The sequence below is a fragment of the Novosphingobium album (ex Liu et al. 2023) genome (genome assembly GCF_029076845.1).
In the GTDB taxonomy this organism is placed as follows: Bacteria; Pseudomonadota; Alphaproteobacteria; order Sphingomonadales; family Sphingomonadaceae; genus Novosphingobium.
In genome coordinates this window covers 29,604-52,939 of sequence record NZ_JARESE010000082.1, presented here as the reverse complement: position 1 = coordinate 52,939, position 23,336 = coordinate 29,604, and the positions used below count along the sequence as shown (strand labels likewise).

Annotated in this window: 21 protein-coding genes; 12 read left to right on the top strand and 9 right to left on the bottom strand. The window is 66.9% G+C overall.

Annotated elements, in window-relative coordinates; genetic code table 11:
- The gene (locus PYV00_RS22205) at nt 1-1,203 is read left to right on the top strand and encodes a carboxynorspermidine decarboxylase (protein ID WP_275230505.1); all 1,203 of its coding nucleotides are present in this window, start codon (nt 1-3) and stop codon (nt 1,201-1,203) included.
- Nucleotides 1,204-1,283: 80 nt separating this feature from the next.
- Here the strand turns inward: PYV00_RS22205 and PYV00_RS22200 are convergent, their stop codons facing one another.
- Nucleotides 1,284-2,240, bottom strand: coding sequence for a DUF3137 domain-containing protein (locus PYV00_RS22200; RefSeq protein ID WP_275230504.1), 957 nt, complete (start codon nt 2,238-2,240; stop codon nt 1,284-1,286).
- 64 nt (nt 2,241-2,304) lie between these two features.
- Here PYV00_RS22200 and PYV00_RS22195 point away from each other — a divergent pair, with 64 nt between their 5' ends.
- The 4 genes from PYV00_RS22195 (at nt 2,305) to PYV00_RS22180 (ending at nt 6,572) form a co-directional block, all read left to right on the top strand.
- Entirely contained in the window at nt 2,305-2,853 is a 549-nt protein-coding gene (locus tag PYV00_RS22195; protein WP_275230503.1) for a LemA family protein, read from the top strand.
- Nucleotides 2,854-3,197: 344 nt separating this feature from the next.
- Nucleotides 3,198-4,403 (top strand): type III PLP-dependent enzyme, encoded by a 1,206-nt coding sequence (locus PYV00_RS22190; protein WP_275230502.1) that lies wholly within the window; start codon nt 3,198-3,200, stop codon nt 4,401-4,403.
- A gap of 188 nt (nt 4,404-4,591) precedes the next feature.
- Nucleotides 4,592-5,257 (top strand): helix-turn-helix domain-containing protein, encoded by a 666-nt coding sequence (locus tag PYV00_RS22185; protein ID WP_275230501.1) that lies wholly within the window; start codon nt 4,592-4,594, stop codon nt 5,255-5,257.
- A gap of 334 nt (nt 5,258-5,591) precedes the next feature.
- The gene (locus PYV00_RS22180; protein ID WP_275230500.1) at nt 5,592-6,572 is read left to right on the top strand and encodes a GGDEF domain-containing protein; all 981 of its coding nucleotides are present in this window, start codon (nt 5,592-5,594) and stop codon (nt 6,570-6,572) included.
- Nucleotides 6,573-6,619: 47 nt separating this feature from the next.
- Here the strand turns inward: PYV00_RS22180 and hemA are convergent, their stop codons facing one another.
- From hemA to murI, 3 genes are all read right to left on the bottom strand, one after another.
- On the bottom strand, nt 6,620-7,834 hold the full coding sequence (gene hemA / locus PYV00_RS22175) for a 5-aminolevulinate synthase (protein WP_275230499.1): 1,215 nt from the start codon (nt 7,832-7,834) through the stop codon (nt 6,620-6,622).
- A gap of 69 nt (nt 7,835-7,903) precedes the next feature.
- The gene (locus tag PYV00_RS22170; protein WP_275230498.1) at nt 7,904-8,737 is read right to left on the bottom strand and encodes a hypothetical protein; all 834 of its coding nucleotides are present in this window, start codon (nt 8,735-8,737) and stop codon (nt 7,904-7,906) included.
- Nucleotides 8,737-9,543: a glutamate racemase gene (murI, locus tag PYV00_RS22165; protein WP_275230497.1), complete on the bottom strand. Its 807-nt coding sequence runs from the start codon at nt 9,541-9,543 to the stop codon at nt 8,737-8,739. The genes PYV00_RS22170 and murI overlap by 1 nt, the downstream gene beginning before the upstream one ends.
- Before the next feature lie 108 nt (nt 9,544-9,651).
- On the opposite strand from murI, the gene plsY reads away from it, so the two are divergent.
- The 4 genes from plsY to PYV00_RS22145 all read left to right on the top strand — a co-directional run bounded on the left by plsY (nt 9,652) and on the right by PYV00_RS22145 (nt 14,192).
- A complete protein-coding gene (plsY, locus tag PYV00_RS22160) occupies nt 9,652-10,236 on the top strand; it encodes a glycerol-3-phosphate 1-O-acyltransferase PlsY (protein WP_275230496.1) in 585 nt (194 codons plus the stop codon).
- Between the two features lie 13 nt (nt 10,237-10,249).
- Nucleotides 10,250-11,365 (top strand): DNA-processing protein DprA, encoded by a 1,116-nt coding sequence (gene dprA / locus PYV00_RS22155; RefSeq protein ID WP_275230559.1) that lies wholly within the window; start codon nt 10,250-10,252, stop codon nt 11,363-11,365.
- A gap of 86 nt (nt 11,366-11,451) precedes the next feature.
- Nucleotides 11,452-14,016 (top strand): type I DNA topoisomerase, encoded by a 2,565-nt coding sequence (gene topA / locus PYV00_RS22150; RefSeq protein ID WP_275230495.1) that lies wholly within the window; start codon nt 11,452-11,454, stop codon nt 14,014-14,016.
- Nucleotides 14,013-14,192, top strand: a complete 180-nt coding sequence (locus PYV00_RS22145; protein ID WP_275230494.1) for a hypothetical protein — start codon at nt 14,013-14,015, stop codon at nt 14,190-14,192. The genes topA and PYV00_RS22145 overlap by 4 nt, the downstream gene beginning before the upstream one ends.
- Nucleotides 14,193-14,216: 24 nt before the next feature.
- Here the strand turns inward: PYV00_RS22145 and PYV00_RS22140 are convergent, their stop codons facing one another.
- Genes PYV00_RS22140 through lepB form a run of 4 tightly spaced genes read right to left on the bottom strand, consistent with a single transcriptional unit; the run spans nt 14,217 to nt 17,579 of the window.
- Nucleotides 14,217-15,134, bottom strand: coding sequence for an SGNH/GDSL hydrolase family protein (locus tag PYV00_RS22140; protein WP_275230493.1), 918 nt, complete (start codon nt 15,132-15,134; stop codon nt 14,217-14,219).
- Nucleotides 15,131-16,024, bottom strand: coding sequence for a GTPase Era (era, locus tag PYV00_RS22135; RefSeq protein ID WP_275230492.1), 894 nt, complete (start codon nt 16,022-16,024; stop codon nt 15,131-15,133). The genes PYV00_RS22140 and era overlap by 4 nt, the downstream gene beginning before the upstream one ends.
- Nucleotides 16,025-16,073: 49 nt before the next feature.
- Nucleotides 16,074-16,742, bottom strand: a complete 669-nt coding sequence (gene rnc, locus PYV00_RS22130; RefSeq protein ID WP_275230491.1) for a ribonuclease III — start codon at nt 16,740-16,742, stop codon at nt 16,074-16,076.
- Nucleotides 16,743-17,579, bottom strand: a complete 837-nt coding sequence (gene lepB, locus PYV00_RS22125) for a signal peptidase I (RefSeq protein WP_275230490.1) — start codon at nt 17,577-17,579, stop codon at nt 16,743-16,745. It lies immediately after the preceding gene.
- A 136-nt stretch (nt 17,580-17,715) separates the two neighbouring features.
- Here lepB and pgi point away from each other — a divergent pair, with 136 nt between their 5' ends.
- Nucleotides 17,716-19,233 (top strand): glucose-6-phosphate isomerase, encoded by a 1,518-nt coding sequence (gene pgi, locus PYV00_RS22120; RefSeq protein ID WP_275230489.1) that lies wholly within the window; start codon nt 17,716-17,718, stop codon nt 19,231-19,233.
- A gap of 35 nt (nt 19,234-19,268) precedes the next feature.
- Here the strand turns inward: pgi and PYV00_RS22115 are convergent, their stop codons facing one another.
- A complete protein-coding gene (locus PYV00_RS22115; protein WP_275230488.1) occupies nt 19,269-19,925 on the bottom strand; it encodes an RBBP9/YdeN family alpha/beta hydrolase in 657 nt (218 codons plus the stop codon).
- 207 nt (nt 19,926-20,132) lie between these two features.
- On the opposite strand from PYV00_RS22115, the gene gorA reads away from it, so the two are divergent.
- Both gorA and PYV00_RS22105 read left to right on the top strand, forming a co-directional pair.
- Entirely contained in the window at nt 20,133-21,479 is a 1,347-nt protein-coding gene (gene gorA / locus PYV00_RS22110; protein ID WP_275230487.1) for a glutathione-disulfide reductase, read from the top strand.
- Between the two features lie 307 nt (nt 21,480-21,786).
- The gene (locus PYV00_RS22105; protein WP_275230486.1) at nt 21,787-23,316 is read left to right on the top strand and encodes an acyl-CoA carboxylase subunit beta; all 1,530 of its coding nucleotides are present in this window, start codon (nt 21,787-21,789) and stop codon (nt 23,314-23,316) included.
- The last annotated feature ends 20 nt before the right edge of the window (nt 23,317-23,336 follow it).

Genomic DNA, 23,336 nt, shown 5'->3' with positions numbered 1-23,336 from the left:
ATGGAAACCAGAGCCGGCGATCCTGGGGCCTTCGCCCAGTTCGACCTGTCGCGCGTCGATAGCCCCGCCTTCGTGGTCGATGCCGCGAAGCTGCGCGCGAACTTGCGCGTGCTGGCCGAGGTGGGCGAGCGTTCGGGCGCGAAAGTGCTGTCCGCGCTCAAGGCCTTCTCGATGTGGTCGGTCGCGCCGATCGTGGGTGAATATCTCGATGGGGTATGCACGTCCGGCCTGTGGGAAGCGCGGCTCGCCAGCGAGTTCTACGATGGCGAGATCGCGACGTATTGCGCCGCCTACAAGCCGGAGGATCTGGACGAGATCCTGCGCCTGTCGGATCACGTCATCTTCAATTCGCCCGGCCAGATCGAGCGGTTCTGGCCGATCATCGAGAACGCGCGCAGCCGGGGCGAGGATTTCGATATCGGCCTGCGCGTCAATCCGCTGCACCCCGAGGGCGATGTGCCGCGCTATGACCCTTGCGCGCCGCATTCCCGGCTCGGCTTCCCGATCGACCAGCTCACCGACGCGCATATCGAACTGATCGACGGCATCCACATGCACACCTTGTGCGAGCAGGATTTCGAGCCGTTGCGGCGCACCTGGGACAAGGCGTTCGATTTCCTCGAACCATGGTTCGGCCAGTTCAAGTGGATCAACCTGGGCGGCGGCCACCACATCACCCGCGCCGATTACCAGCGCGACGAACTGGTCGAATTCCTGATCGACTTGCAGGACGATACCGGCGCCGAAGTCTATCTGGAGCCGGGCGAGGCCGTGGCGCTCGATGCCGGCATCCTTGTCGGCACGATCCTCGATGCCGGCTGGAACGGAATGCCGATCGCCATCACCGACATTTCGGCGACGTGCCACATGCCCGACGTGATCGAGGCGCCCTATCGTCCCGCCATGCTGGGCGAGGAGCCGATCCCCACCGACGATCTGGTGGACGAAGGGCAGGGCGGCCGGGTGCGCCTGGGCGGCCCCTCATGCCTGGCGGGCGACGTGATCGGCGACTATGCGCTGCCCGTGCCCTGCGAGCCCGGCCAGCGCTTCGCCTTTCTCGACCAGGCGCATTACTCGATGGTCAAGACCACGACCTTCAACGGCGTGCCGCTGCCCTCGATCTGGCTATGGGATTCCGCAACCGACGCGCTCGAATGCGTCCGCCGCTTCGAGTACGAGGATTTCCGCGACCGCCTGAGCTGACGTATATCCCTCCCCCTGGACGGGGGAGGGAGAGGCAGGCTTGCTCGCCAGCCAAACTCGGGAGAGGCGCGGCCACCCCCTCAGTAATTGCCCCGCGCGCGCTCGTTCAGCTCCGCGGCAAGGTCGGCCAGCGCGCCGAACTGGGTGATGGTGCGCTCCAGCAAGTGCCGGTCGTCCTGCGCCTCGATCGAGCCGCTTTCGAACAGGTTGCCGGTTTCCAGCAACACCACCAGCGATCCTCCGTCGAACAGCGCGCGGATGTTCTGGCCGGCATAGGCCTGCTCCACCGCCACCAGCCGCTCGATATAGGCGGGATGGACCAGATAGCGTGCTTCCACCGGATCGTTCGACCAGACGGTGAACTGGTCCTCGAACCGGGGATCGACCATGTCGCAGCGTTGCAGCGTGACATCGCCGAACGTCAGCTCGGTCTTGTCGCTGCCCAGTCCGAACCAGTTGCGCCGCGTCTGCTCGCGCTCCACCAGGGTGACGCCGTGGAAGCGCCGCGCGAAGCCGATGGTGATCACGCTGCCGCGAAACTTGGTGACGGTCTTGCGGTTCTTGCCCGAGCCTTCACGCCGCGTCAGGTGCGCTTCATAAAGCTGGAAAGAGCGATCGCCCACGGTGCCGCGCCACAGGTCTTCAAAGCGGGAAGCGTCATGGCCGGGCAGGAGCTGGAACTGGCTGGCGCGGCGGAATTCCTCGCCCGGCGTGGCTTCGGGGCTGTAATCCACGTCGAGCGCGCGGGCGATGGCGCCGTTGATGCCGCCCTTGATCGCGGCGATCACCGGCTGCTTGGCCATTTCGCCCCAGGCCCAGCCGCCCGCCGCGACCGCGCCGCCGAACCACAAGGCCTTGCCCAGATCGAAGCCGCTGAAGACCAGCACCGCGACAAAGATCACGCCCGCGCCGATGAAGCCCCAGCGCCGCCGCCGCTTCGCCGCGGCTTTCGCCGCCGCGCGGGCATCGCCCTGGCCGGCCAGCCACTGGCCCAGTTCGCCCGCCAGCAGCGCATCGGCATCGGGCCGCACGATCATGGGCGTTGCCAATCGCGGCGGACGTGATAGCGCCTCGGGGCGAAACGCTGAAGGATCTCGCCGAATGTCGACGATTATCGTCCTGGTTGTGCTCGCCGTGATCGCCATGGTGCTGATCGGCATCTATAACCGGCTGGTGGCCTTGCGCCAGACTTGCCGGCAAGGCGTGGCGGACATCGACGCGCAACTGCGCCAGCGGCACGATCTGGTGCCCAATCTGGTCGCCACCGTTAAAGGCTATGCCACGCACGAGAAGACCACGCTCGACAGTGTGATCGAGGCGCGCAACCGGGCCACGGCCAGCCCCTCGCCGGATTCCGAAGCGCAGTTCAAGGTCTCGCTCGACCGGCTGCTGGCGCTGGGCGAGGCTTATCCCGATCTCAAGGCCAATGCCAATTTCCAGGCGCTGCAGGGCGAGCTGGCCGACATCGAGGACAAGCTGGCGGCCGCGCGCCGGGCGCTGAACGCGGCGGTATCGCGCTATAACGCGGGGATCGAATCGTTCCCGGCGGTGCTGTTCGCCGGCGCGCTCGGCTTCCGGCATGAAGATTTCAACGGGCTCGACGCCAGCGAGAAGGGCGTCGTCGATCAGGTTCCGCAAGTCCAGTTCTGAACCTCGCGACCGGAGGCCGGCGGCTTGCCGCGTGGCCGGAAACGATTCGCCCCGGCCGTCCGCGCGCGCCGTTTCGGTGCCCGAATCGGTCACAAATCAGTCGCGCGCGGTTCATCTCTGTGTCATCGTTTAGCTCGTGCCAAGGCTATGACCTGCAAGGGTTTTCACGCAATTCCGGCCTTTCGTGGGCAAAGCGCTTCCGGCTCTGTGACAGTTTTATGAACTAGCGTGATTTTAACTTGCACTTCGCACTTGCACCCCTATATCCCCGCTCCGCTGCCCCAAGGGGACTTCCAAACCGCAAGGCAGCTTTTCGCTAACTTATCCGTTGGGGGTCCCTTGAGTTGCACAATCATCTTGATGCATCGGCTGTAGCCAGGGCGTTCGCGCCCGACGAACCCGTTATCCTGAATCGCCCGCACGCTGCTGCGCGCGCTGCCCGCTTCTTTGCCGAGAAGTTCCCGGGCCGCTCGCTCTATGCCGTGAAGGCCAATCCCTCGCCCGAGCTGCTGCGCGTGCTGTGGGATGCCGGGATCACGCATTTCGATGTCGCTTCGATTGCCGAAGTGCGGCTGGTCCGCGCCACGCTGCCCGAAGCGACGCTGTGTTTCATGCACCCGGTGAAGACCGCCGGGGCCATCCGTGAAGCCTATTTCGATCACGGCGTGCGCACCTTCAGCCTCGATACGCATGAGGAACTGGAAAAGATCGTCACCGCCACGGCCGATGCCTCGGGCGAGCCGGCGGCGGATCTGCGCCTGTGCGTGCGGCTGCGCGTCTCGTCCGAATATTCGGAGCTGAGCCTCGCCTCGAAATTCGGCATCGACCTTGCCGATGCTGCGCCGCTGCTGCAGGCCACGCGTCAGGTTGCCGACTGGCTGGGCGTGTGCTTCCACGTCGGCAGCCAGGCGATGACGCCGTTCGCCTATGTCCAGGCGCTCGTCCGCGTGCGCGCGGCGATCGTCGACGCATCGGTCACGGTCGATATCGTCGATGTCGGCGGGGGCTTCCCCTCGGTCTATCCGGGCATGGAGCCGCCACCGCTGGAAGATTACTTCGACGTGATCCACCGCGCCGCCGAATCGCTGCCGGTGTCCTATTCGTCGGAGCTGTGGTGCGAGCCGGGCCGGGCGCTTTCGGCCGAGTACAACTCGCTGATCGTCAAGGTCGAGAAGCGGCGCGGCAACGAACTGTACATCAACGACGGCGCTTACGGCGCGCTCTACGATGCGGCGCACGTCGGCTGGCGTTTCCCGGTGAAGTGCCTGGCCGATGCGCGTTCGGACGAGGAGGAAGGCTTCTCGTTCTATGGCCCGACCTGCGACGATGCCGATTTCATGGAAGGCCCTTTCATGCTGCCGGCGGACATCAAGGCGGGCGACTATATCGAGGTCGGGATGCTCGGCGCTTATGGCGCGGCGATGCGCACCGCCTTCAACGGCTTCGGCCAGGGCGGCGCGGTGGACGTGACCGACGAGCCGATGGAAAGCCTCTACACCGGCGAGCGGGCCGATCCGCGCGTTTCGGACAACGTCGTCAGCTTGCGCTGAAGCCGGGCTGCCGCTGAAAAGGGAAAAACCCCGCGAGGCCCATGTCTCGCGGGGTTTTTCGTCTGGCTGGATGCGCTTTTCGGCGCTGGTGCCATGCTCCAATGCGATGCTGGGCACATTTCCCAAGCGGCTCTAACCAAATCTTAACCCCGCGCCGCTGACCTGTCCGCCTTATCGGGAGACAGGCGATGGCCATCGCGGCGCATCTGGACGAGACCGCGCAGCCGGCTGGCGGACGGCGCGAACCGCGCAGGAATCTGCGGCTTGAGACGCTGGGCGCGCTCGCTTCGGGCGAAGCCGCCAATGTCCTTGTCCACAATGTCTCGACCACCGGCCTGCTGGTGGAAAGCGATATCGCGCTGACCGTGGGCGAGGCGATCGCGCTGGAATTGCCCGAGGCGGGCGCGACCCTGGCGCATGTGATCTGGACGAGCGGGCGGCTGTTCGGCTGCCAGTTCGATACGCCGATCGGCACGGCGGCCCTGAGCGCGGCGCGGCTGCGCAGCGCGGTCGGTGAGCCGATCGAGCTTGGCGAGCGGCCGGCGGCCGGGCCCGAGGAATCCTTCGGCATGCGTCTGCAGCGCCTGCGCGCGCAGGCACGGCTCAGCCTGGCGGCGCTTGCGGCCCGGCTGGGCGTCAGCAAGCCGACGGTCTGGGCCTGGGAGCAGGGCCGGGCGCGTCCGGTTGAAAGCCGGATGGCCGAACTGGCCGAGGCGCTGAACGTGTCGCTGGGCGAACTTCTGCCCGAACGCGACGATACCGGCCGGCGCGAACTGCTGGCCCGCAGCCGCGAGGACATCGCCACAGCCTTCGGGACGAGCCCCGACAGGGTCAGGATCCTGATCGAGCTGTAAGCCGCTGTCGGCGGCGCGCGTTCCGGTCACGGCATTGGCGATTCGGCTTCGTTATACGAGTCGCGCCGGCCGGGCGGCGACACGCGGCCATCGTCTTCGTTTTTCCGGCCGAAAAAGATGCCGGTTTCCCGTGTGTTTCGTCGAAATGTGTTCGCACGATCACGACTCATCTTCTCAAGAAATGGAATCGTGATAAATGGATTATTAATATGGCAGTTTGTTAGTTTAGTAAGTTAACAAAGCTAACGAACTGGTATTGGATTAGTATTGGGTCGCGAAGTATATTCTCTAAATAGTTTTCTATTCCAATTCATCTGGCTGGCCGGACCGGGCGGTGCGAGGCGTTGTCTCGATCCCGCTTCGGGCCGGGGGCAACGGGCGCTGGGGGGCGCTGGCGATTGTGGGTTTCGAGTTCACGCATCAGGAGGGCTCGGCCCTTTACGGACTGGTCGCGGCCGGCACGACGGACGTTATCCTGAAAACCGATCGCGAAGGCCGCATCCTCCATGCCTCCACGGCGCTGGAGCATCTGGGCTTCGCTCTGCCGGACACGGCGAACGCGCCGCACCTGCTCGATCTGGTCGCGCCTGCATCGCTCGCGGTGGTCCGCGCCGAGCACGAGGCCGCCGTCGCCGGGCACGAGAGCACCGACTGGGTCGAATTCGCCGCCCGGACCAACGATGGCCGCCAGCATTGGTATGCCATCCGTATGCGCCCGCTGTTGAACGACGCGCGGCAGGCTTACGGCGTGCTCAGCATCATGCGCAGCCTGGACGAGCGCCGCGACCTGGAAGAGCAGCTTTTCACCGCGGCGTTGACCGACCCGCTCACGGGCCTGACCAATCGCCCCGCCTTCGTGTGGATGCTGGGCCATTTGCTGGACACGCACGCCAGGGGCAGCCTGGCGCTGTTCGATATCGACCACTTCAAGGCGGTCAACTTGCGCTATGGTCCGTCGGCGGGCGATGAAGTGCTGGTGGCCATCGCCGGATTCCTGCGCAGCCTGGTGCGCCCGCAGGACATCGTCTCACGCGTGGGCGGCGAGACGTTCGGCGTGCTGCTGCCCGATGCGCCGCCTGACGAGGCCGAGGCGATCTGCCGCCAGATCGTCACCAGCCTTTCGCGGATCGGCCACAAGGCCAGCGGCAACGATGTGTGGCTGACGATCAGTTCGGGCCTGTCGGCGATCGCGGGCACGGCGGACGGCACGATCCGCCGGGCGGAGCTGGCCCTGTTCCATGCCAAGGCGCAAGGCGGCAACCGGCTGGAGCGTGACAGCGAGAAGCGCTTTCCGTGGATGGACAAGCTGCGCTAGGGGGCGATCCGCCGTGGCAAGCCCGTGCGGGCCGGCCGGATCGCCTGTCAGGCGGCCAGCCGCATTTCCAGACGGTCCCAGATCTCTACGAGCGCCTCGGTCAACTCGCGCATCATCGCTTCGGTGTGCGCGGGGCCGGGGGTGAAGCGCAGGCGTTCGGTGCCGCGCGGCACGGTCGGGAAATTGATCGGCTGCACATAGACGCCATATTCGGCGAGCAGGATGTCGCTGATCTTCTTGGCGCGCACCGGATCGCCGACCATCAGCGGCACGATGTGCGTGGTGGAATCCATCACCGGCAAGCCCGCTTCGCGGAACATCGTCTTCAGCGTCGCGGCGGCGGCCTGCTGCCCGTCGCGCTCCGCGCTTGACCCCTTGAGGTGCTTGACCGCCGCGAGCACGCCCGCGACCAGCACGGGCGAAAGGCTGGTGGTGAAAATGAAGCCGGGCGCGTAGGAGCGGATGCAATCGATGATCCGCTGGTCGGCCGCGATATAGCCGCCCATCACGCCGAACGCCTTGCCCAGCGTGCCTTCGATGATGGTCAGGCGGCTGGCCGCGTCGTCCCGCTCGGAAATGCCGCCGCCGCGCTTGCCGTACATGCCCACGGCATGGACTTCGTCGAGGTAGGTGATGGCGTTGTACTTGTCGGCCAGGTCGCAGATCGCGTGGATCGGAGCGACGTCGCCATCCATCGAATAGACGCTTTCGAACGCGATCAGCTTGGGCAGATCGGGATCGGTCTCGGCCAGCAGCTCCTCAAGATGTTCCAGGTCGTTGTGGCGGAACACCTTCTTTTCGCAGCCCGAGTTGCGGATGCCGGCGATCATGCTGGCGTGGTTCAGTTCGTCGGAGAAGATCACGCAGCCCGGCAGCAGGCGCGCCAGCGTCGAGAGCGTGGCATCGTTCGAGACATAGCCGCTGGTGAAGAGCAGGGCGTTTTCCTTGCCATGCAGGTCCGCCAGCTCGTGCTCAAGCTCGATGTGGTAATGCGTGTTGCCGCCGATGTTGCGCGTGCCGCCCGATCCGGCGCCGACATTGTGCAGCGCCTCTTCCATCGCGGCGATCACCTTGGGATGCTGGCCCATCGCGAGGTAATCGTTGGAGCACCATACGGTGATCGGCTTGGGCCCGTTATGCCCGGCAAAACAGCGCGCGTTGGGATAGGCGCCCTTGTTCCTCAGGATATCGATGAAGACCCGGTAGCGGCCCTCTGCGTGCAGGCGTTCGATCGCCTGGTCGAAAACTTGGTCGTAGTTCACGAAGGATTTGTCCCGCGTTGTCCGACGTTCCGCCGGCCCGAATTGCGCGGCCCTATCCCATTTCCATGCCTATTTCCAGCGCCTTATCGATGCCAAAATCGTGCCTTTTTGCGCTGGCTCAAATTGGAACCCGCGCACGAACCTGTCCGGCAACGAAACATCGTGGCCTTCGACGATCGCCAGCCCCGGCGCCTGGCGCTCCAGCGCGCGCACGGTCTTGAGCCAGTCGGCCATCGCGGCGCGATCCAGGCGCGGTTCGCCACTGGTCATCCAGCGCGCGGGAAGCGTGATTTCCTGCCAGCTTCCGGCGATCGGCGCGATATCGCCGGTGAACAGGTATTCGCGGGCATCGGCCGTCTGGACGAAGAGCATCCGGGTGCCCGCCGGCAAGCCCGTGGCCGGGATCAGGACGACGCCGGGCGCGACCGCCACCGGCGCCTGCCCAGTGGCCTTTCCGGCTGGCGGGCGCGGGCCTGCGCCTGCTCCGGCGCCGAGGGTCACGGTCATCGCCGCCTGGGCCACCGCCCGGTCGATGCGCGCTTGCGCGGCCGGCCGATAGCTTTCCACCGCAAGCCGGCGCGCGCGTTCGGGCGGCAGCCCCGCGTCGATCGTGATCGGCGCGCGGCCGGGCATGACAAGCTGGAACGCATAGATCGCCAGCGGAATGTCCCGCAGCCCCATGCCGGCGGCGACGAGATTGCCCGAAACCTGACGCGTGCCGACGAATTCGTAGCGGATCTGGCTTGGCCGCGCGCCGGGGATCTCCCGCGCCAGATCGCGCAGGCGGGCGATCGTGACCGGCCGGGGCCGGGCGCCGACGGCCGTGCTGTCGAGCAGGAACCAGTAATAAGGCCCGCCCGTGACGATGATCAGCGCGGTGAGCCAGCGGTTCACCGCGCGCATCAGAACACCTCGATCGCGCTGAGGCCGTATTGCGCCAGCGCGGGCGCATAGGCATGGATTTCCGGCGCCGCGGCGGTGAACAGCGCGATATCCGGCACGGCGCGGGCAAAGGGTTGCCCTTGCGTCAGCCGCGCGATCTGACGCGCGATCCCCGCCGCGCCATGGACGAAGCGCACGCCCGGGCCCATCGCTTCGGCAAGCTGGGCTTGGAGCAGCGGGAAATGCGTGCAGGCCAGCACGACGGTGTCGATTTCCCCGCCGCCCGGCATGGCGCGCAGGCCATCGGTGGCGGCGGCGATATGCGCGGGATCGACCGGCGCGCCGCGCAGCAGCGCCTCGGCCGCCTCGACCAGCCCCGGCGCGGCATGGCGCAGCAGGCGCTTGCCTTGCGCGAACTCGGCCTCCAGCCGGTCGACATAGCCTTGCCGGATCGTCGCCTCGGTGCCCAGCAGGCCGATCACGCCGGTGCGCGTCATCGCGGCGGCGGGCTTGATCGCGGGCACGGTGCCGACGATCGGCACTTCCAGCACATCGCGCACCATGCCCAGCGCAATGGTGGAGGCGGTGTTGCAGGCGATGCAGACGAGGCGCGGCCGTAGCCGCTCGGTCATCCGGCCGAGCAGGCCGGCCACCCGCGCGGCGACTTGCGCCTCGGTCTTGCTGCCATAAGGCAGGCCGGCGTTGTCGGCGGCATAGATCACTGGCGCCTGGGGCAGCAGCGCGCGCAGTTCGGCCAGCACGGTCAGGCCGCCCACGCCCGAATCGAACAGCAGGATGGGCGCCGCGGGATCGACGGGATTGTGCAAGTGACGCGGCATCCTCTGGTTTATCTGGACCCGCGCTCTGTTAGCGGCAGCATCGGGCCAAGAGCAACAACCCTTCGCCTATTCGCGACGAGCGGCTAAGGGATGCGCATGAACTGGATTCTCGCGCTGCTGGGCGGCTATGCCCTGGGATCGGTCCCTTTCGGCCTGATCCTCACCCGGATCGCCGGGGCCGGGGACTTGCGCGCGATCGGATCGGGCAATATCGGCGCGACCAACGTGCTGCGTACCGGCCGCAAGGGACTGGCGGCGGCGACGCTGCTGCTCGATCTGCTGAAGGGCCTTGCGGCGGTGCTGATCGCGGCGCGCTGGCTGCCCGGCACCGAGGTGGTCGCCGCGATCGCCGCCTTTCTGGGCCACTGCTTCCCCGTGTGGCTGCGCTTTCGCGGCGGCAAGGGCGTGGCGACCACCGCCGGCATCTGCTTCGGCCTCGCCTGGCCGGTGGGGCTGGTCTACGCCGTGACCTGGCTGGCGCTGCTGGGCGTGACGCGGATCTCCTCGCTGGCGGGGATGACGGCGGCGATCGCCGCGCCGATCGCGGCGTTCTCGCTGGGGCATCGCGCGGCGGCCGGCGGGCTGCTGGTGATCGCCCTGGTCGTGCTGTTCCAGCACCGCGCCAACATCGCCCGGCTGCGCGCCGGGACCGAGCCCCGGATCGGCGGTGGCAAATCCTGATGCGCGCGGCCTGATGAGCGAGGCCGCGCTATCGCGGGACGAGGCTTTCGCCCGGCTGCGCCTGCTGCGATCGCCCCATATCGGCCCGGTCAGCTATGCGCAGCTCCTGCGCCGGTTCGGCACGGCGGCGGCGGCGCTGGATGCGCTGCCCGATCTCGCGCGGCGCGGCGGCAAGCCCTATACGGTGGCGCCCGAGGCTCTGATCGCGCGGGAAATCGCCGCGACCAGGCGAGCCGGCGCGCGTTATCTGTTCCATGATTCGCCCGATTATCCCGCGCTGCTGGCGCGGGCCGAGGGCGCTCCGCCGATCCTCACCTTTCGCGGCGATCCGGCCATCGCGGCGCGGCCCGCCGTGGCCGTGGTCGGCGCGCGCAATGCCTCGGCGGCGGCGGTGAAGCTCGCGCGCGATTTCGCGGGCGGGCTGGCCGAGGCGGGCTTCACCGTGGTTTCGGGCCTGGCGCGCGGGATCGACGGCGCGGCCCATCGCGGCGCGCTGGCTGCCGGCGAGCAGGGCGGATCGACCATTGGCGTGATCGCCAGCGGCATCGACATCGCCTATCCGCCCGAGCACGCCGACTTGCAGGAAGAGATCGCCCGGTCCGGCCTGCTGCTGGCCGAGCAGCCGCCGGGGACCGAGCCGCTCGCGCGCCATTTCCCTTCGCGCAACCGGATCATCGCCGGGCTGGCGGCCGGCACGCTGGTGGTGGAGGCGGCGCCGAAGTCAGGCTCGCTCATCACCGCGCGGCTGGCGGGCGAGCAGGGGCGCGAGGTGATGGCCGTTCCCGGCTCGCCGCTCGATCCGCGCTCGCATGGGTGCAACCAGCTTATCCGTGACGGGGCCGTGCTGGTGCAGAGCGCGGCCGATGTGATCGAACTGCTGTCCGGCTTTGACGGCACGCCGCGATCGACGTTTCGCGAAGCCGCTCCGGCGTACCTTGCGGCGGATGAGCCGCTGGCCGACGAACCGGCCGATATCACCGGCCTGCTCACCACCGCGCCGGTCGCGATCGACGAACTGATCCGGCAGTCCGGGCAAGGCGCGGCCGCCGTGCAGCTGGCGCTGCTGGAACTGGAAATCGCCGGCGGGCTGGTGCGGCACGCCGGGGGACGGGTTTCGCTCGCCTCTTGACGCGAGGCTGGCGGGCGACCCACCTTGTACGTGTGTATATGCGGGCGCACGCGAGCGGACGCCTGGGGGTAGTCAGGAAGTTATTGATGCAACTGGTAATTGTCGAGTCGCCGGCCAAGGCGAAGACCATCGAGAAATACCTTGGCAAGGACTACAAGGTTCTTGCCTCCTACGGTCACGTGCGTGACCTGCCCGCCAAGGACGGTTCGGTGCGGCCCGACGAGGGCTTCGCGATGGACTGGGACCTTTATGGCGACAAGCAGCGCCAGGTAAAGGCGATCACCGACGCGGCCAAGGAGGCGGACCGGCTGATCCTCGCCACCGACCCCGATCGCGAGGGCGAGGCGATTTCCTGGCACGTGCGCGAATTGCTGGCCAAGCGCCGCGCGCTGCCCAAGGACGTGCAGCGCGTCACGTTCAATGCGATCACCAAGGAAACCGTCACCAAGGCGATGACCCAGCCGCGCGAGCTGGATCAGGACCTGATCGACGCCTACCTGGCGCGCCGCGCGCTCGATTACCTGTTCGGCTTCACGCTTTCGCCCGTGCTCTGGCGCAAGCTGCCCGGCGCCAAGAGCGCGGGGCGCGTGCAATCGGTGGCGCTGCGCCTGATCGTCGAGCGTGAGCGCGAGATCGAGGCGTTCACGCCGCAGGAATACTGGTCCGTCGCCGCGATGATGGAGCAGGATGGCACCGCGTTCACCGCGCGGCTCGTCACGTTCGAGGGCGAGAAGCTCGACCGGCTGAGCCTGGGCGACGAAGGCATCGCCATGCGCGCCAAGGCGGCGGTGGAAGCCGGCGCGTTCAAGGTCGAGGGCGTGGAGACCCGGCCGCACAAGCGCAATCCGCAACCGCCGTTCACCACTTCGACCTTGCAGCAGGAAGCCGCGCGCAAGCTGGGCTTTTCGGCCAGCCAGACGATGCGGGTGGCGCAGTCGCTCTACGAGGCGGGCGCGATCACCTATATGCGGACCGACGGCGTGCAGATGGACCCTTCGGCCATTTCCGCCTGCCGCAAGGCAATTTCCGACCGTTATGACGGCCACTACCTGCCCGAGCAGCCGCGCCTCTATTCGACCAAGGCGAAGAACGCGCAGGAAGCGCACGAGGCGATCCGGCCGACCGAGTTCACCCGCGACCGCTTCGGCTCGGGCGACGAGGCGCGGCTCTATGACCTGGTCTTCAAGCGCGCGATGGCCAGCCAGATGGCCTCGGCCAGCCTGGAGCGCACCACCGTCACGCTGCGCGACGGGGCCGGCCGCAACGAGCTGCGCGCCACGGGCCAGGTGGTGAAGTTCCCCGGCTTCCTCGCGGTCTACGAGGAAGGGCGCGACCAGAAGGACGATGACGACGAATCGGGCCTGCTGCCATTCATGAAGGCAGGCGACATGCCGGCCAAGAAAGGCGTTTCGGCCGAGCAGCACTTCACCCAGCCGCCGCCGCGCTATTCGGAAGCGAGCCTGGTCAAGCGGCTGGAGGAACTGGGCATCGGCCGGCCTTCGACTTACGCCGCGACGATCCAGGTGCTGAAGGATCGCAGCTACGTTCGCACCGAGAAAAACCGTTTCTTCGCGGAGGAATCGGGCCGGTTGCTCACAGCGTTTCTCGAACGCTTCTTCGAGCGCTATGTCGCTTACGATTTCACCGCCGGCATGGAAGAGGAACTGGACGACGTTTCGGGCGGGCGCGCCGAATGGAAAGCGCTGCTCGAAGCCTTCTGGCGCGATTTCAAGCCCAAGTCCGACGAAGTGATGGAGCGCAAGCCCTCCGAAGTCACCGAGGCGCTGGACGAGTTCCTGTCCGACTACCTGTTCCCGCCCAAGGCCGACGGCACCGATCCGCGCCTGTGCCCCAAGTGCGGCGAAGGCCGGCTGAGCTTGCGCGGCGGGCGCTATGGCGCCTTCATCGCCTGCTCGAACTACCCGGAGTGCAAATATACCCGCAAGTTCGCGCAGCCCGGCGGCAATGGCGAGGCGGGCGACGACGAAGGGCTGGGCAAGGACCCCGAGACGGGGCTGGAAATCACGCGCCGCGCCGGCCGCTTCGGCCCCTATCTCCAGCTGGGCGAGGGCAAGGAGGCCAAGCGTTCGTCGATCCCCAAGGATATCGACGAATTGACGCTGGAATGGGCGCTCAAGCTGCTGAGCTTGCCGCGCACGATCGGCAGCCATCCCGAGACGGGCAAGGAAATCACTGCCAGCATAGGGCGTTATGGGCCATACCTGGCCCATGATGGCAAGTATGCCAAGCTGCGTTCCACCGCCGAGGTGTTCGAGACCGGGATGAACGCGGCGGTTTCCATGCTGGCCGAAGCGGCCAATCGCGGCGGCCGGGGGGCGCGCGCCACGGCCGAGCCGATCAAGGCGCTGGGCCCCCATCCGACCAGCGGCGGCGAGATGAAAGTCCTGGCCGGGCGCTTTGGCCCCTATGTCACCGACGGCACGACCAACGCCACGTTGCCGCGCGAGATGAAGCCCGAGGATCTGTCCGAGGCCGAGGCGATCCGCCTGATCGACGAGAAGGCCGCCAAGGGACCGGCGAAGAAGGGCGCGAAGAAGAAGGCGGCGCCCAGGAAGGCCGCGACCAAGAAAGCCCCGGCCAAGAAGGCGCCCGCGAAGAAGAAGGCCCCGGCCACGGAAGCGGCCGAATGAGCGAGAAGTTCGCGCGGCACCGCCAGCCGTGGAAGCCGGAGGAGCTGCAGAAGCTGCGCGCGCTTTCGGGCAAGGGCAAAGGGCTGAAGGAAATCGCCAAGGCGCTCAACCGCACCGAGGAATCGACCAGGGACGCCGCGCGCGAGCACGGCATGACGATCGCGAAACTGCGTTAGGGCGCGTCCCTGCGGGATGCCCCGTCAGCGCCGGGGGCGCGGCGTGGTTTCGGGCGGCGGCCTGCTTTCGGGCTTTGCCGCGACAGGCGGTTTCAGCAGGGTTTCGGCGATGGCGGCGGCGGTGGCGCGCATCCCTGCGGGATTGGGGTGCCACTGGATGCCCAGCGCCGGGTTGTGGTCCGGCGGGGCACCGTTGGTCCACGGCTCGGGATCGCAAGGCGTGTGATCGCGTGAGGCTTCGTCCATGCGCACGATCAGCGATCCGGTCTCGCGCGCGACGCGGGCGGTGATCTGGGCGAGCCGCTCGGCCAGCGCGCGCGCGGCATCGGCCCTGACCGGCGCGATCGGCGTCGCCTTGCACAAGGTCGAGGGCACCAGCGTCAGGAACGTCACGAAGACCAGCCTGGCTTGCGGCGCGCGCGCGTTCACCTGCATGGCGATCTCGCGCAAGTTGCTTTCCAGCTTGAGGAATTCGGCCTCGGTGATCTGGCGCGCCGGCGGGCAGGGCGCGGCCTTGCCGGGATTGGCCCTGATCGCCAGCTCGCAGCTCGTCGCGCCGAACAGGCCGCCGACGTAATTGACGTCGTTGCCGCCCACCGTCAGCGTCACCAGCCGGGTCTGCGGCGTCAGCGCGTCGATCTGCGGCGGCAGTTCGTTCCAGCGCTTCAGCACGTTCTCGGTCGTCGCGCCGCTGCACGAGGCGTCATGCAGCGTCAGCTCCAGCTCGGTCGCCAGCAGCGTCGGGTAATTGACCATCGACTGGCCGCAGCGGGGCGGCACGCCGGGCCGGGGCATCGGCAGGCCGGGGCCGGCGGCGAACGAGGCGCCCATCGCGACATAGCGCGCGCCGCGCCAGGGATTGGGCTCGGCCCTGGCGAAAGCCTGGGTGATCGTCATCGGCAGCAGCGCCGCCAGCGCCAGGACGATTGCCGATCGTTTCATTTCACCCAGTCCAGCCCCATTTCCTCATAGATGTCGCGCGCGTCCGCCCAGGCTTCCTCAACCTTGACGTGCAGGAACAGGTGGACTTTCTGGCCAAGGATTTCGGCAAGTTCGTTACGCGCCGCCTCGCCGATCGCCTTGATCCGCGCGCCGCGCTTGCCCAGCACGATAGCTTTCTGGCTGTCGCGCGCGATGACGATCTGCTGGCGGATCTCCACCGAGCCGTCCTTGCGCTGGACATAGCTTTCGGGCCGCACCGCGCTGTCATAGGGCAGCTCGTCGTGAAGCTGGCGGAACAGCTGCTCGCGTGTGACTTCGCAGGCCAGCAGGCGTTCGCTGGCGTCGGACACCTGGTCTTCGGGATAGTGCCACGGACCTTCGGGCATCAGCTCGGCCAGCCGCGCCTTCAGCTCGGGCACGCCGTCGCCGGTCAGCGCGGAAATGAAGAACACTTCATCGAAGCTGGCCGCGCCGGTCAGTTCCTCGGCCAGCACCAGCAGCGGCTCCTTGTCGCCGGCATCCACCTTGTTGAGCGCCAGCAGCTTGCGCTCGGGCCGGTCCTTCAGGATCTCCAGCAAGGGCTCCAGCTCGTGCCGGCGCTGCTTGACGCTGTCCACCACCAGCAGGATCGCGTCCGCCGCCTGCGCGCCTTCCCAGGCGGCGGCGACCATGGCCCGGTCCAGCCGGCGCCGGGGCGCGAAGATGCCGGGGGTGTCGGCCAGGATGATCTGCGTCTCGCCCAGCAGCGCGATGCCCAGCAGCCGGGCCCGCGTGGTCTGTGCCTTGGCTGAAGTGATCGCCACTTTCTGGCCGACCAGCGCGTTGACCAAGGTGGATTTGCCCGCGTTCGGCGCGCCGATCACAGCGATGAGGCCACATTTTTGCGTCATGATCCGGGTGTTCCGTTAAGCCATTGCCGTATCCCCATGCCCGGCGCGCTCATGCGAACCGCCTCAGGAATTCCTCGGCCGCCTGCGTTTCGGCGTCCTGCTTGCTGTTCGATGTCGCCTGGGCCTCGCCCACGCCGTGGACCGCGACTTCCACGGTGAAGCGCGATGCATGGTCGGGGCCGGAACGGTCGACCAGGCGGTATTCGGGCATCCGCCGCTTGTTGCCCGCCGCCCATTCCTGCAACGCCGATTTGGGATGCTTGCGATTGCCTGTCTTGCCTTCGACCGCGCCGGTCCACAGCCGGCGGACCATGGCCCGCGCCGCGTCCCAGCCCCGTTCGAGGAAGCAGGCGCCGATCAGTGATTCCATCACGTCGCCCAGGATATTGTCGCTGTCCTGCCCGCCGTCGTCGCGTGCCTGCTTCCCCAGGCGGATATGCGGCCCCAGCCCGATCTCGCGCGCCATCGCCGCGCAAGTGGCGCGGCTGACCAGCGCGTTGAGCCGCTGCGAGAGGCGCCCTTCGGCGGCATCGCTCAATTCGTGCAGCCATTCCGCGATGGCAAGGCCCAGCACCCGGTCGCCCAGGAATTCCAGCCGTTCGTAATCGCGCTTTTCGCCCGTGCTGCCATGGGTCAGCGCTTCCAGCCAGAGCGCTTCGTTCTCGGGCTCCTGGCCGGTCTGGGTGATAAGGAAGGCGCGGGTCTCTGCCGCCAGCACCTAGAACGTCCCGCCGATCCGGCTCCACCGCGCCGAAGTGAACCAGGTCCATGGCTTGAGCCATTCGGACCCGCCATCGGTGGAGAACATCATCACGCTGGCCTTGCCGACCAGGTTTTCCTGCGGGACGATGCCGATGCCTTGCCCCTCGACCGCGGGAAAGCGGCTGTCCAGCGAGTTGTCGCGATTGTCGCCCATCAGGAACAGGTGGCCCTGGGGCACGGCATAGACTTCGGTATCGTCCTGCGGCGTCTGGCCCAGATCGAGCACGTTGTAGCTCTTGCCGCCCGGCAGCGTCTCGCGGAACTGGGGATACCGGCAGACCGAACTGCCATCGGGCAGCGTGGCTTCGAACTGGATCGCATAGCAGCGCGTGTTGGCGCTGACCGGCAGGAGAAAATCGCCGATCCGGCGCTTGGGCACGGCCTTGCCGTTGATGAACAGCTGGCCGCCGCGCACCTGGATCCGGTCGCCCGGCAGGCCGATGACGCGCTTGATATAGTCCACGTCGTTGCCGGGTGGCGCCTTGAAGATGGCGATGTCGCCGCGCGTGGGCTGGCTGGCGAGGATGCGGCCCGGAATCAGCGGCACGCTGAACGGCAGCGAATATTTCGAGAAGCCGTAGGACCACTTGGAGGCGAGCAGATAGTCGCCGTTTTCCAGGCGCGGCAGCATCGATTCGCTCGGGATGTTGAACGGCGAGAAGATGAAGCTGCGGAAGACCAGCACGATCACCACGAGCTTGAGCAGGAAAACCAGGAAGTTCTCCTGCTTTTCCTCGGGCTCGGCGTGATCGGCGGGCGGTTCCTTGGCCGGGGCGGGCGCGGTTTCTGTCATCGTCGAACCCATGTTGTCCGCGCACCCCCGCGTCAAGTGCATTGACCGCATCGGGGGGTGATCCGGCCCCGATCCGGCTTGGCCTTCGCAAGCGCAACATGCATAAGGCCGGCGCAGATCACGGCAAGGGGGTGTGATGAGCGAATCGATTTCCACGGCATGGCAAGCGCTGGCGAACCTGCCCAAGCCCAGGCTGGCCGAACTCTTCGCCGCCGATCCCGCGCGGCTCGCCAAGCTTTCCGCCCGGCTTGAGCTGCCCGAGGACGGGATGCGGTTCGACTGGTCCAAGACCCACCTCGACGATGCGCATATCGCCGCGTTCGAGGCGCTGGCCGAGGCGATGGATTTCGCCGGGCGGCGCGCGGCGCTGTTCGCCGGCGAGATCGTCAACGTGACCGAGGGGCGCGCGGCCGAGCATACCGCGCAACGCGGCGTCGGCAACGCGGAGAGCGTGGCCCGGGCCATGGGCTATCATTCGCGCATGGCCGCGATCGTCGAGGCGATCCACCGGGGCGCGATGGGCGATGTGAAGCATCTGATCCACGTCGGCATCGGTGGCTCCGCGCTCGGCCCGGCGCTGGCGGTGGACGCGCTGGCGCGCGACGGGGCGATGATGGACGTCCATGTCGTCTCCAATATCGACGGCTGCGCGCTTGAGGCGGCGTTCGCCGCCTGCGATCCGGCGGCGACGATGCTGGCGGTCGCGTCCAAGACCTTCACCACGATCGAGACGATGACCAATGCCGAAAGCGTGCTCGACTGGCTGCGCGGCAGTGGCGTGACCGATCCTTACGGCCGGGTCGTCGCGCTGACCGCCGCGCCCGAAAAGGCGATCGAATGGGGCGTGGACGAAACGCGCGTGCTGCCCTTTTCCGAAAGCGTGGGCGGGCGCTATTCGCTGTGGTCCTCGATCGGCTTTCCCATCGCCATCGCGCTGGGCTGGCCGGATTTCGCCGAGCTGCTCGAAGGCGCGGCGACGGTGGACCGGCATTTCCTGGAGACCGACGGCGCGGCCAACCTGTGCCTGCGCGCCGCTTTCGCCGACCAGTACTACACGCGCCTGCGCCGCTGCCAGACGCGCGCGGTCTTCGCTTATGACGAGCGTCTGGCGCTGCTGCCCGACTATCTCCAGCAGCTTGAGATGGAATCGAACGGCAAGGCGGTGACGGCCGAGGGCCAGCCCGTTGACGGGCCGACCGCGCCGATCACCTGGGGCGGCGTGGGCACCGACGCGCAGCACGCGGTGTTCCAGTTGCTGCATCAGGGCACGAACCTGGTGCCGGTCGATTTCATCGCCGCGATCACGCCGGGCGACGATCTCGCGCCGGCGCATCATCGCATCCTCCTGTCCAACTGCTTCGCGCAAGGCGCCGCGCTGATGGCCGGCAAGCCGAGCGAGGATCTCGCGCGCGCCTATCCGGGTGACCGGCCTTCGGCGACGATCCTGCTCGACGCGCTGACGCCCGCGAGCTTCGGCGCGCTGATCGCCTTTCACGAGCACCGCACTTTCGCCAACGCGGTGCTGATGGGGATCAATCCGTTCGACCAGTTCGGTGTCGAGTTGGGCAAGGCGATCGCCAAGCAGATCGAGCAGGGCGGCGCCTCGTTCGATCCCTCGACCGAGGCGCTGCTGGCGCAAGCCGGGATCGCCTGACCGCAAATCGGGCCCGATCGCTCAGGCCCGATCGCTCAGGCCCGGTATTCCAGGCCCTCCGCCCAGTCGCCGTGGCCCGGCGGCATCGCTGCTGCCGTCTCGCGCCGGGTGCTGGCCGCGCCGATCAGCCGATCGAGCAGGCGCTGGCCGAAACGCCAGTCACCCAGGCCGGAATCGGCATTGATATGGCCGCGCTCGCCCGCGTCGACGAATTCGCTGTTCCACCGCCGCGCCAGCGCCTTGGCGGTGTTGAAGCCCATCCACGGATCGTCGCGGCTGGCGACGAGGATCGAGGGGAAGGGCAGGGCATCGCACGGGGTCGGCGCGAAGCGGGCGATCCGTTCGTCGAGCGGGAAGAAATCGGCCTCGGGCGGCGCGACCAGCAGCGCGCCGATCACCGGATCGCACCAGCCGGGCTGCTCGAACTTCGCCCACCACGCGGTGAGCAGGCAGCCAAGGCTGTGCGCGACCAGCACCACCGGCTGTCCGGCACGGTGGATCGCGAGGTTCAGCTTGTTGATCCAGGTGTTGCGGTGCGGATCTTCCCACAGGCCGAGATCGACCTTGCGGCAATCAGGCAGTTCATTCTCCCAGCGCGTTTGCCAGTGGTTCTCGCCGCTGCCGGACAGGCCGGGGACGAGCAGCACGGCCGGCCGGGTGGAGGCGGCGGCAGGTTTGCTGTTGTATGCCATTGTCATGCTCCATCGAACGTGCGCGGAGTGGCGAGTCGCGATCGGCCATCCGCAGAGTCAAAGTAACTCTACCATTGAAATAGACAATAGCCTTGCGGTGATCGGTGGGCAGATTTCGACAGGCCGTGGCCTGCCCCGCGTCCACCGCATGGCTTGGCAATCGTGCGTCGCATCGCCCATATGCGCCGCGCAACAGGAGGCCGCGTGATGTCCGACTACGATTATGACCTTTTCACCATCGGCGCGGGATCGGGCGGCGTGCGCGCCAGCCGCGTGGCGGCGGCGCACGGGGCGAAAGTGGCGGTCGCGGAGGAATACCGGGTCGGCGGCACATGCGTGATCCGGGGCTGCGTGCCCAAGAAGCTGCTGGTCTATGGATCGCATTTCGCCGAGGAACTGCAGGACGCGGCGCATTACGGCTGGACGGTGGCCGGCATGTCGTTCGACTGGGCGACCTTGCGCGATACGGTGCTGCGCGATGTCGACCGGCTCAACGCCGCCTATACCCAGACGCTGGAGAACAACGGCGTCGAACGCTTCCTCGAACGCGCGACGATCACCGGGCCGCATTCGGTGCGGCTGGCCAGCGGGCGCGAGATCACCGCGAAAGTGATTCTGGTCGCGGTCGGCGCCTGGCCGGTGCTGCCCGAGTTTCCCGGCGTGGAGCACTGCATCACTTCGAACGAGGTGTTCCATCTGCCCGAACTGCCGCGCCGCGTGCTGATCCAGGGGGCGGGCTATATCGCGATGGAATTCGCCGGCATCTTCAACGCGCTGGGCAGCCAGGTGACGGTGGTCAACCGTTCCGACCAGATCCTGCGCGGCTATGACGAATCGCTGCGCGACCGGCTGCTGCAGATCACCATGGCGCGCGGCATCGAATACAAGTTCAATTGCCCGATCACCGAGGTGGTCCGGCAGGACGACGGATCGTTCCTCGTCACCGCGGGCAGGAAAGACCCGGTCGCGGTCGATACCGTGCTGATCGCCACCGGGCGCAAGCCCAACACCGCCGGGCTCGGGCTGGAGAATGCCGGCATCGTGCCGGGCGAAAAGGGCGAGATCCCGGTCGACGAGCACAGCCGCACCACCTGCCCCAGCATCTATGCGGTGGGTGACGTGACCGATCGGGTGCAGCTCACCCCGGTGGCGATTCGCGAAGGACAGGCCTTTGCCGACACCGTCTTCGGCAATATGCCCCGGACGGTGGATTACACCTGCATCCCCAGCGCCGTGTTCTCGCAGCCGCCGCTCGCGGGCGTGGGGCTGACCGAAGGGCAGGCACGCAACCGCCATGGCAACGTCAAGGTGTTCACCTCCGATTTCCGGCCGATGAAGAACGTCTTTGCCGGACGGATGGAACGCGGGCTCTACAAGCTGGTGGTCGATGCCAATACCGATCGGGTGCTGGGCGTCCACCTGATCGGCCCCGAAGCGCCCGAGATCCTGCAGGCCGCGGCGATCGCGGTGAAAGCCGGGCTGACCAAGGTCGATTTCGACGCGACCGTGGCGCTGCATCCCTCGATGGCCGAGGAACTGGTGCTGATGAAGTGAGCCGGCCAGGAGTTTTGGCGGACCATCCGCCGCGCGAATGTCTACCGGAAAGGGAGTGTTGCAAGGAACTCAAGCACAGGTGTTCGGCACGCAACCGCGGCCTTGCAAGCGGCGGAATTGCTGGGCACCATTAGTTTAACCGGGCGATTAAACCTATTGACCTGAGGCCCGCAACCTGCCTTAGGCACTGGCACGATTTCATGCCGAATTTCGTGTCGAATTTTCATGCCGAATTTCGTGTCGAATTTTCATGCCGAATTTCGTGTCGAATTTTCATGCCGAATTTCATGTCGACAAGGGACTGTGGATGTCAGCCAATATCGCGGAAATGCAGAAGCGCCGGGCCGGTGCCAGGATGGGCGGCGGCCAGCGCCGCATTGATGCGCAGCACGCCAAGGGCAAGCTCACCGCGCGCGAACGCCTCAAGGTGCTGCTGGATGAAGGCAGTTTCGAGGAAGTCGATACTTACGTCGAGCATACCTGCGTCGATTTCGGGATGCTGGAGCAGGAGAAGATCCCCGGTGACGGCGTGGTCACCGGCTCGGGCACGATCAACGGCCGGCTGGTCTTCGTCTATTCGCAGGACTTCACCGTGTTCGGCGGCGCCGTTTCCAAGACCCACGCGATGAAGATCTGCAAGATCATGGACGCGGCGATGAAAGTCGGCGCGCCGGTGATCGGCCTCAACGATTCCGGCGGCGCGCGCATCCAGGAAGGCGTGGACGCGCTGGGCGGCTATGCCGAGATCTTCCAGCGCAACGTGCTGGCTTCGGGCGTCGTCCCGCAGCTCAGCCTGATCATGGGGCCTTGCGCGGGCGGCGCGGTCTATTCGCCGGCGATGACCGACTTCATCTTCATGGTGAAGGACAGCTCCTACATGTTCGTCACTGGCCCGGACGTGGTCAAGACCGTGACCAACGAGGTCGTCACGCAGGAAGAGCTGGGCGGCGCGATCACCCATTCCAGCAAGACCTCGGTTTCCGACCTCGCGCTGGAAAACGACATCGAGGCGCTGCTCGCCGCGCGCGACTTCTTCGATTACCTGCCCTTGTCCAACCGCGAGGACGTGCCCGAGCGGCCTTGCGCCGACCCGTGGGACCGCATCGAGGACAGCCTCGACACGATCATCCCGCCTTCGGCCAACCAGCCTTACGACATGCATGAGGTCATCCGTAAGACCGTGGACGAGGGCGAGTTCTTCGAAGTCCAGCCGACGTTCGCGGGCAATATCATCATCGGCTTCGGCCGGGTCGAGGGGCGTACGATCGGCGTGGTGGCGAACCAGCCGATGGTGCTGGCCGGCGTGCTCGACATCGATTCCTCGCGCAAGGCGGCGCGCTTCGTGCGCTTCTGCGATGCCTTCAACATCCCGATCATCACTTTCGTGGACGTTCCCGGCTTCCTTCCGGGCACCGATCAGGAGCACAACGGCATCATCAAGCACGGCGCCAAGCTGCTGTTCGCCTATGCCGAGGCGACCGTGCCGAAAATCACCGTCATCACCCGCAAGGCCTATGGCGGCGCTTACGACGTCATGAGCTCCAAGCACTTGCGCGGCGATCTCAACTACGCCTGGCCCACCGCCGAAATCGCGGTGATGGGCGCCAAGGGCGCGGTCGAGATCATCTTCCGCGGCCTTTCGGGCGAGGAAATCGCCGAGAAGACCAGGGAATACGAAGACCGCTTCGCCAATCCTTTCGTCGCGGCCAGCCGTGGCTATATCGACGAAGTGATCTATCCGCACTCGACGCGCCGCCGGATTGCCTTGGGGCTGCGCAAGCTGCGCAACAAGCAGCTCGAAAATCCGTGGAAGAAGCACGATAACATACCGCTCTAAAGCGCCGGAGAGACCTGAAA

What these genes read in the sequence shown, in the direction of transcription:
- PYV00_RS22205 (WP_275230505.1), top strand. Translation starts at nt 1, where the DNA reads ATGGAAACCAGAGCCGGCGATCCTGGGGCCTTCGCCCAGTTCGACCTG.
- PYV00_RS22200 (WP_275230504.1), bottom strand. Translation starts at nt 2,240, where the DNA reads ATGATCGTGCGGCCCGATGCCGATGCGCTGCTGGCGGGCGAACTGGGC.
- PYV00_RS22195 (WP_275230503.1), top strand. Translation starts at nt 2,305, where the DNA reads ATGTCGACGATTATCGTCCTGGTTGTGCTCGCCGTGATCGCCATGGTG.
- PYV00_RS22185 (WP_275230501.1), top strand. Translation starts at nt 4,592, where the DNA reads ATGGCCATCGCGGCGCATCTGGACGAGACCGCGCAGCCGGCTGGCGGA.
- PYV00_RS22170 (WP_275230498.1), bottom strand. Translation starts at nt 8,737, where the DNA reads ATGCGCGCGGTGAACCGCTGGCTCACCGCGCTGATCATCGTCACGGGC.
- plsY (WP_275230496.1), top strand. Translation starts at nt 9,652, where the DNA reads ATGAACTGGATTCTCGCGCTGCTGGGCGGCTATGCCCTGGGATCGGTC.
- dprA (WP_275230559.1), top strand. Translation starts at nt 10,250, where the DNA reads ATGAGCGAGGCCGCGCTATCGCGGGACGAGGCTTTCGCCCGGCTGCGC.
- topA (WP_275230495.1), top strand. Translation starts at nt 11,452, where the DNA reads ATGCAACTGGTAATTGTCGAGTCGCCGGCCAAGGCGAAGACCATCGAG.
- PYV00_RS22145 (WP_275230494.1), top strand. Translation starts at nt 14,013, where the DNA reads ATGAGCGAGAAGTTCGCGCGGCACCGCCAGCCGTGGAAGCCGGAGGAG.
- PYV00_RS22140 (WP_275230493.1), bottom strand. Translation starts at nt 15,134, where the DNA reads ATGAAACGATCGGCAATCGTCCTGGCGCTGGCGGCGCTGCTGCCGATG.
- era (WP_275230492.1), bottom strand. Translation starts at nt 16,024, where the DNA reads ATGACGCAAAAATGTGGCCTCATCGCTGTGATCGGCGCGCCGAACGCG.
- lepB (WP_275230490.1), bottom strand. Translation starts at nt 17,579, where the DNA reads ATGACAGAAACCGCGCCCGCCCCGGCCAAGGAACCGCCCGCCGATCAC.
- pgi (WP_275230489.1), top strand. Translation starts at nt 17,716, where the DNA reads ATGAGCGAATCGATTTCCACGGCATGGCAAGCGCTGGCGAACCTGCCC.
- PYV00_RS22115 (WP_275230488.1), bottom strand. Translation starts at nt 19,925, where the DNA reads ATGGCATACAACAGCAAACCTGCCGCCGCCTCCACCCGGCCGGCCGTG.
- gorA (WP_275230487.1), top strand. Translation starts at nt 20,133, where the DNA reads ATGTCCGACTACGATTATGACCTTTTCACCATCGGCGCGGGATCGGGC.
- PYV00_RS22105 (WP_275230486.1), top strand. Translation starts at nt 21,787, where the DNA reads ATGTCAGCCAATATCGCGGAAATGCAGAAGCGCCGGGCCGGTGCCAGG.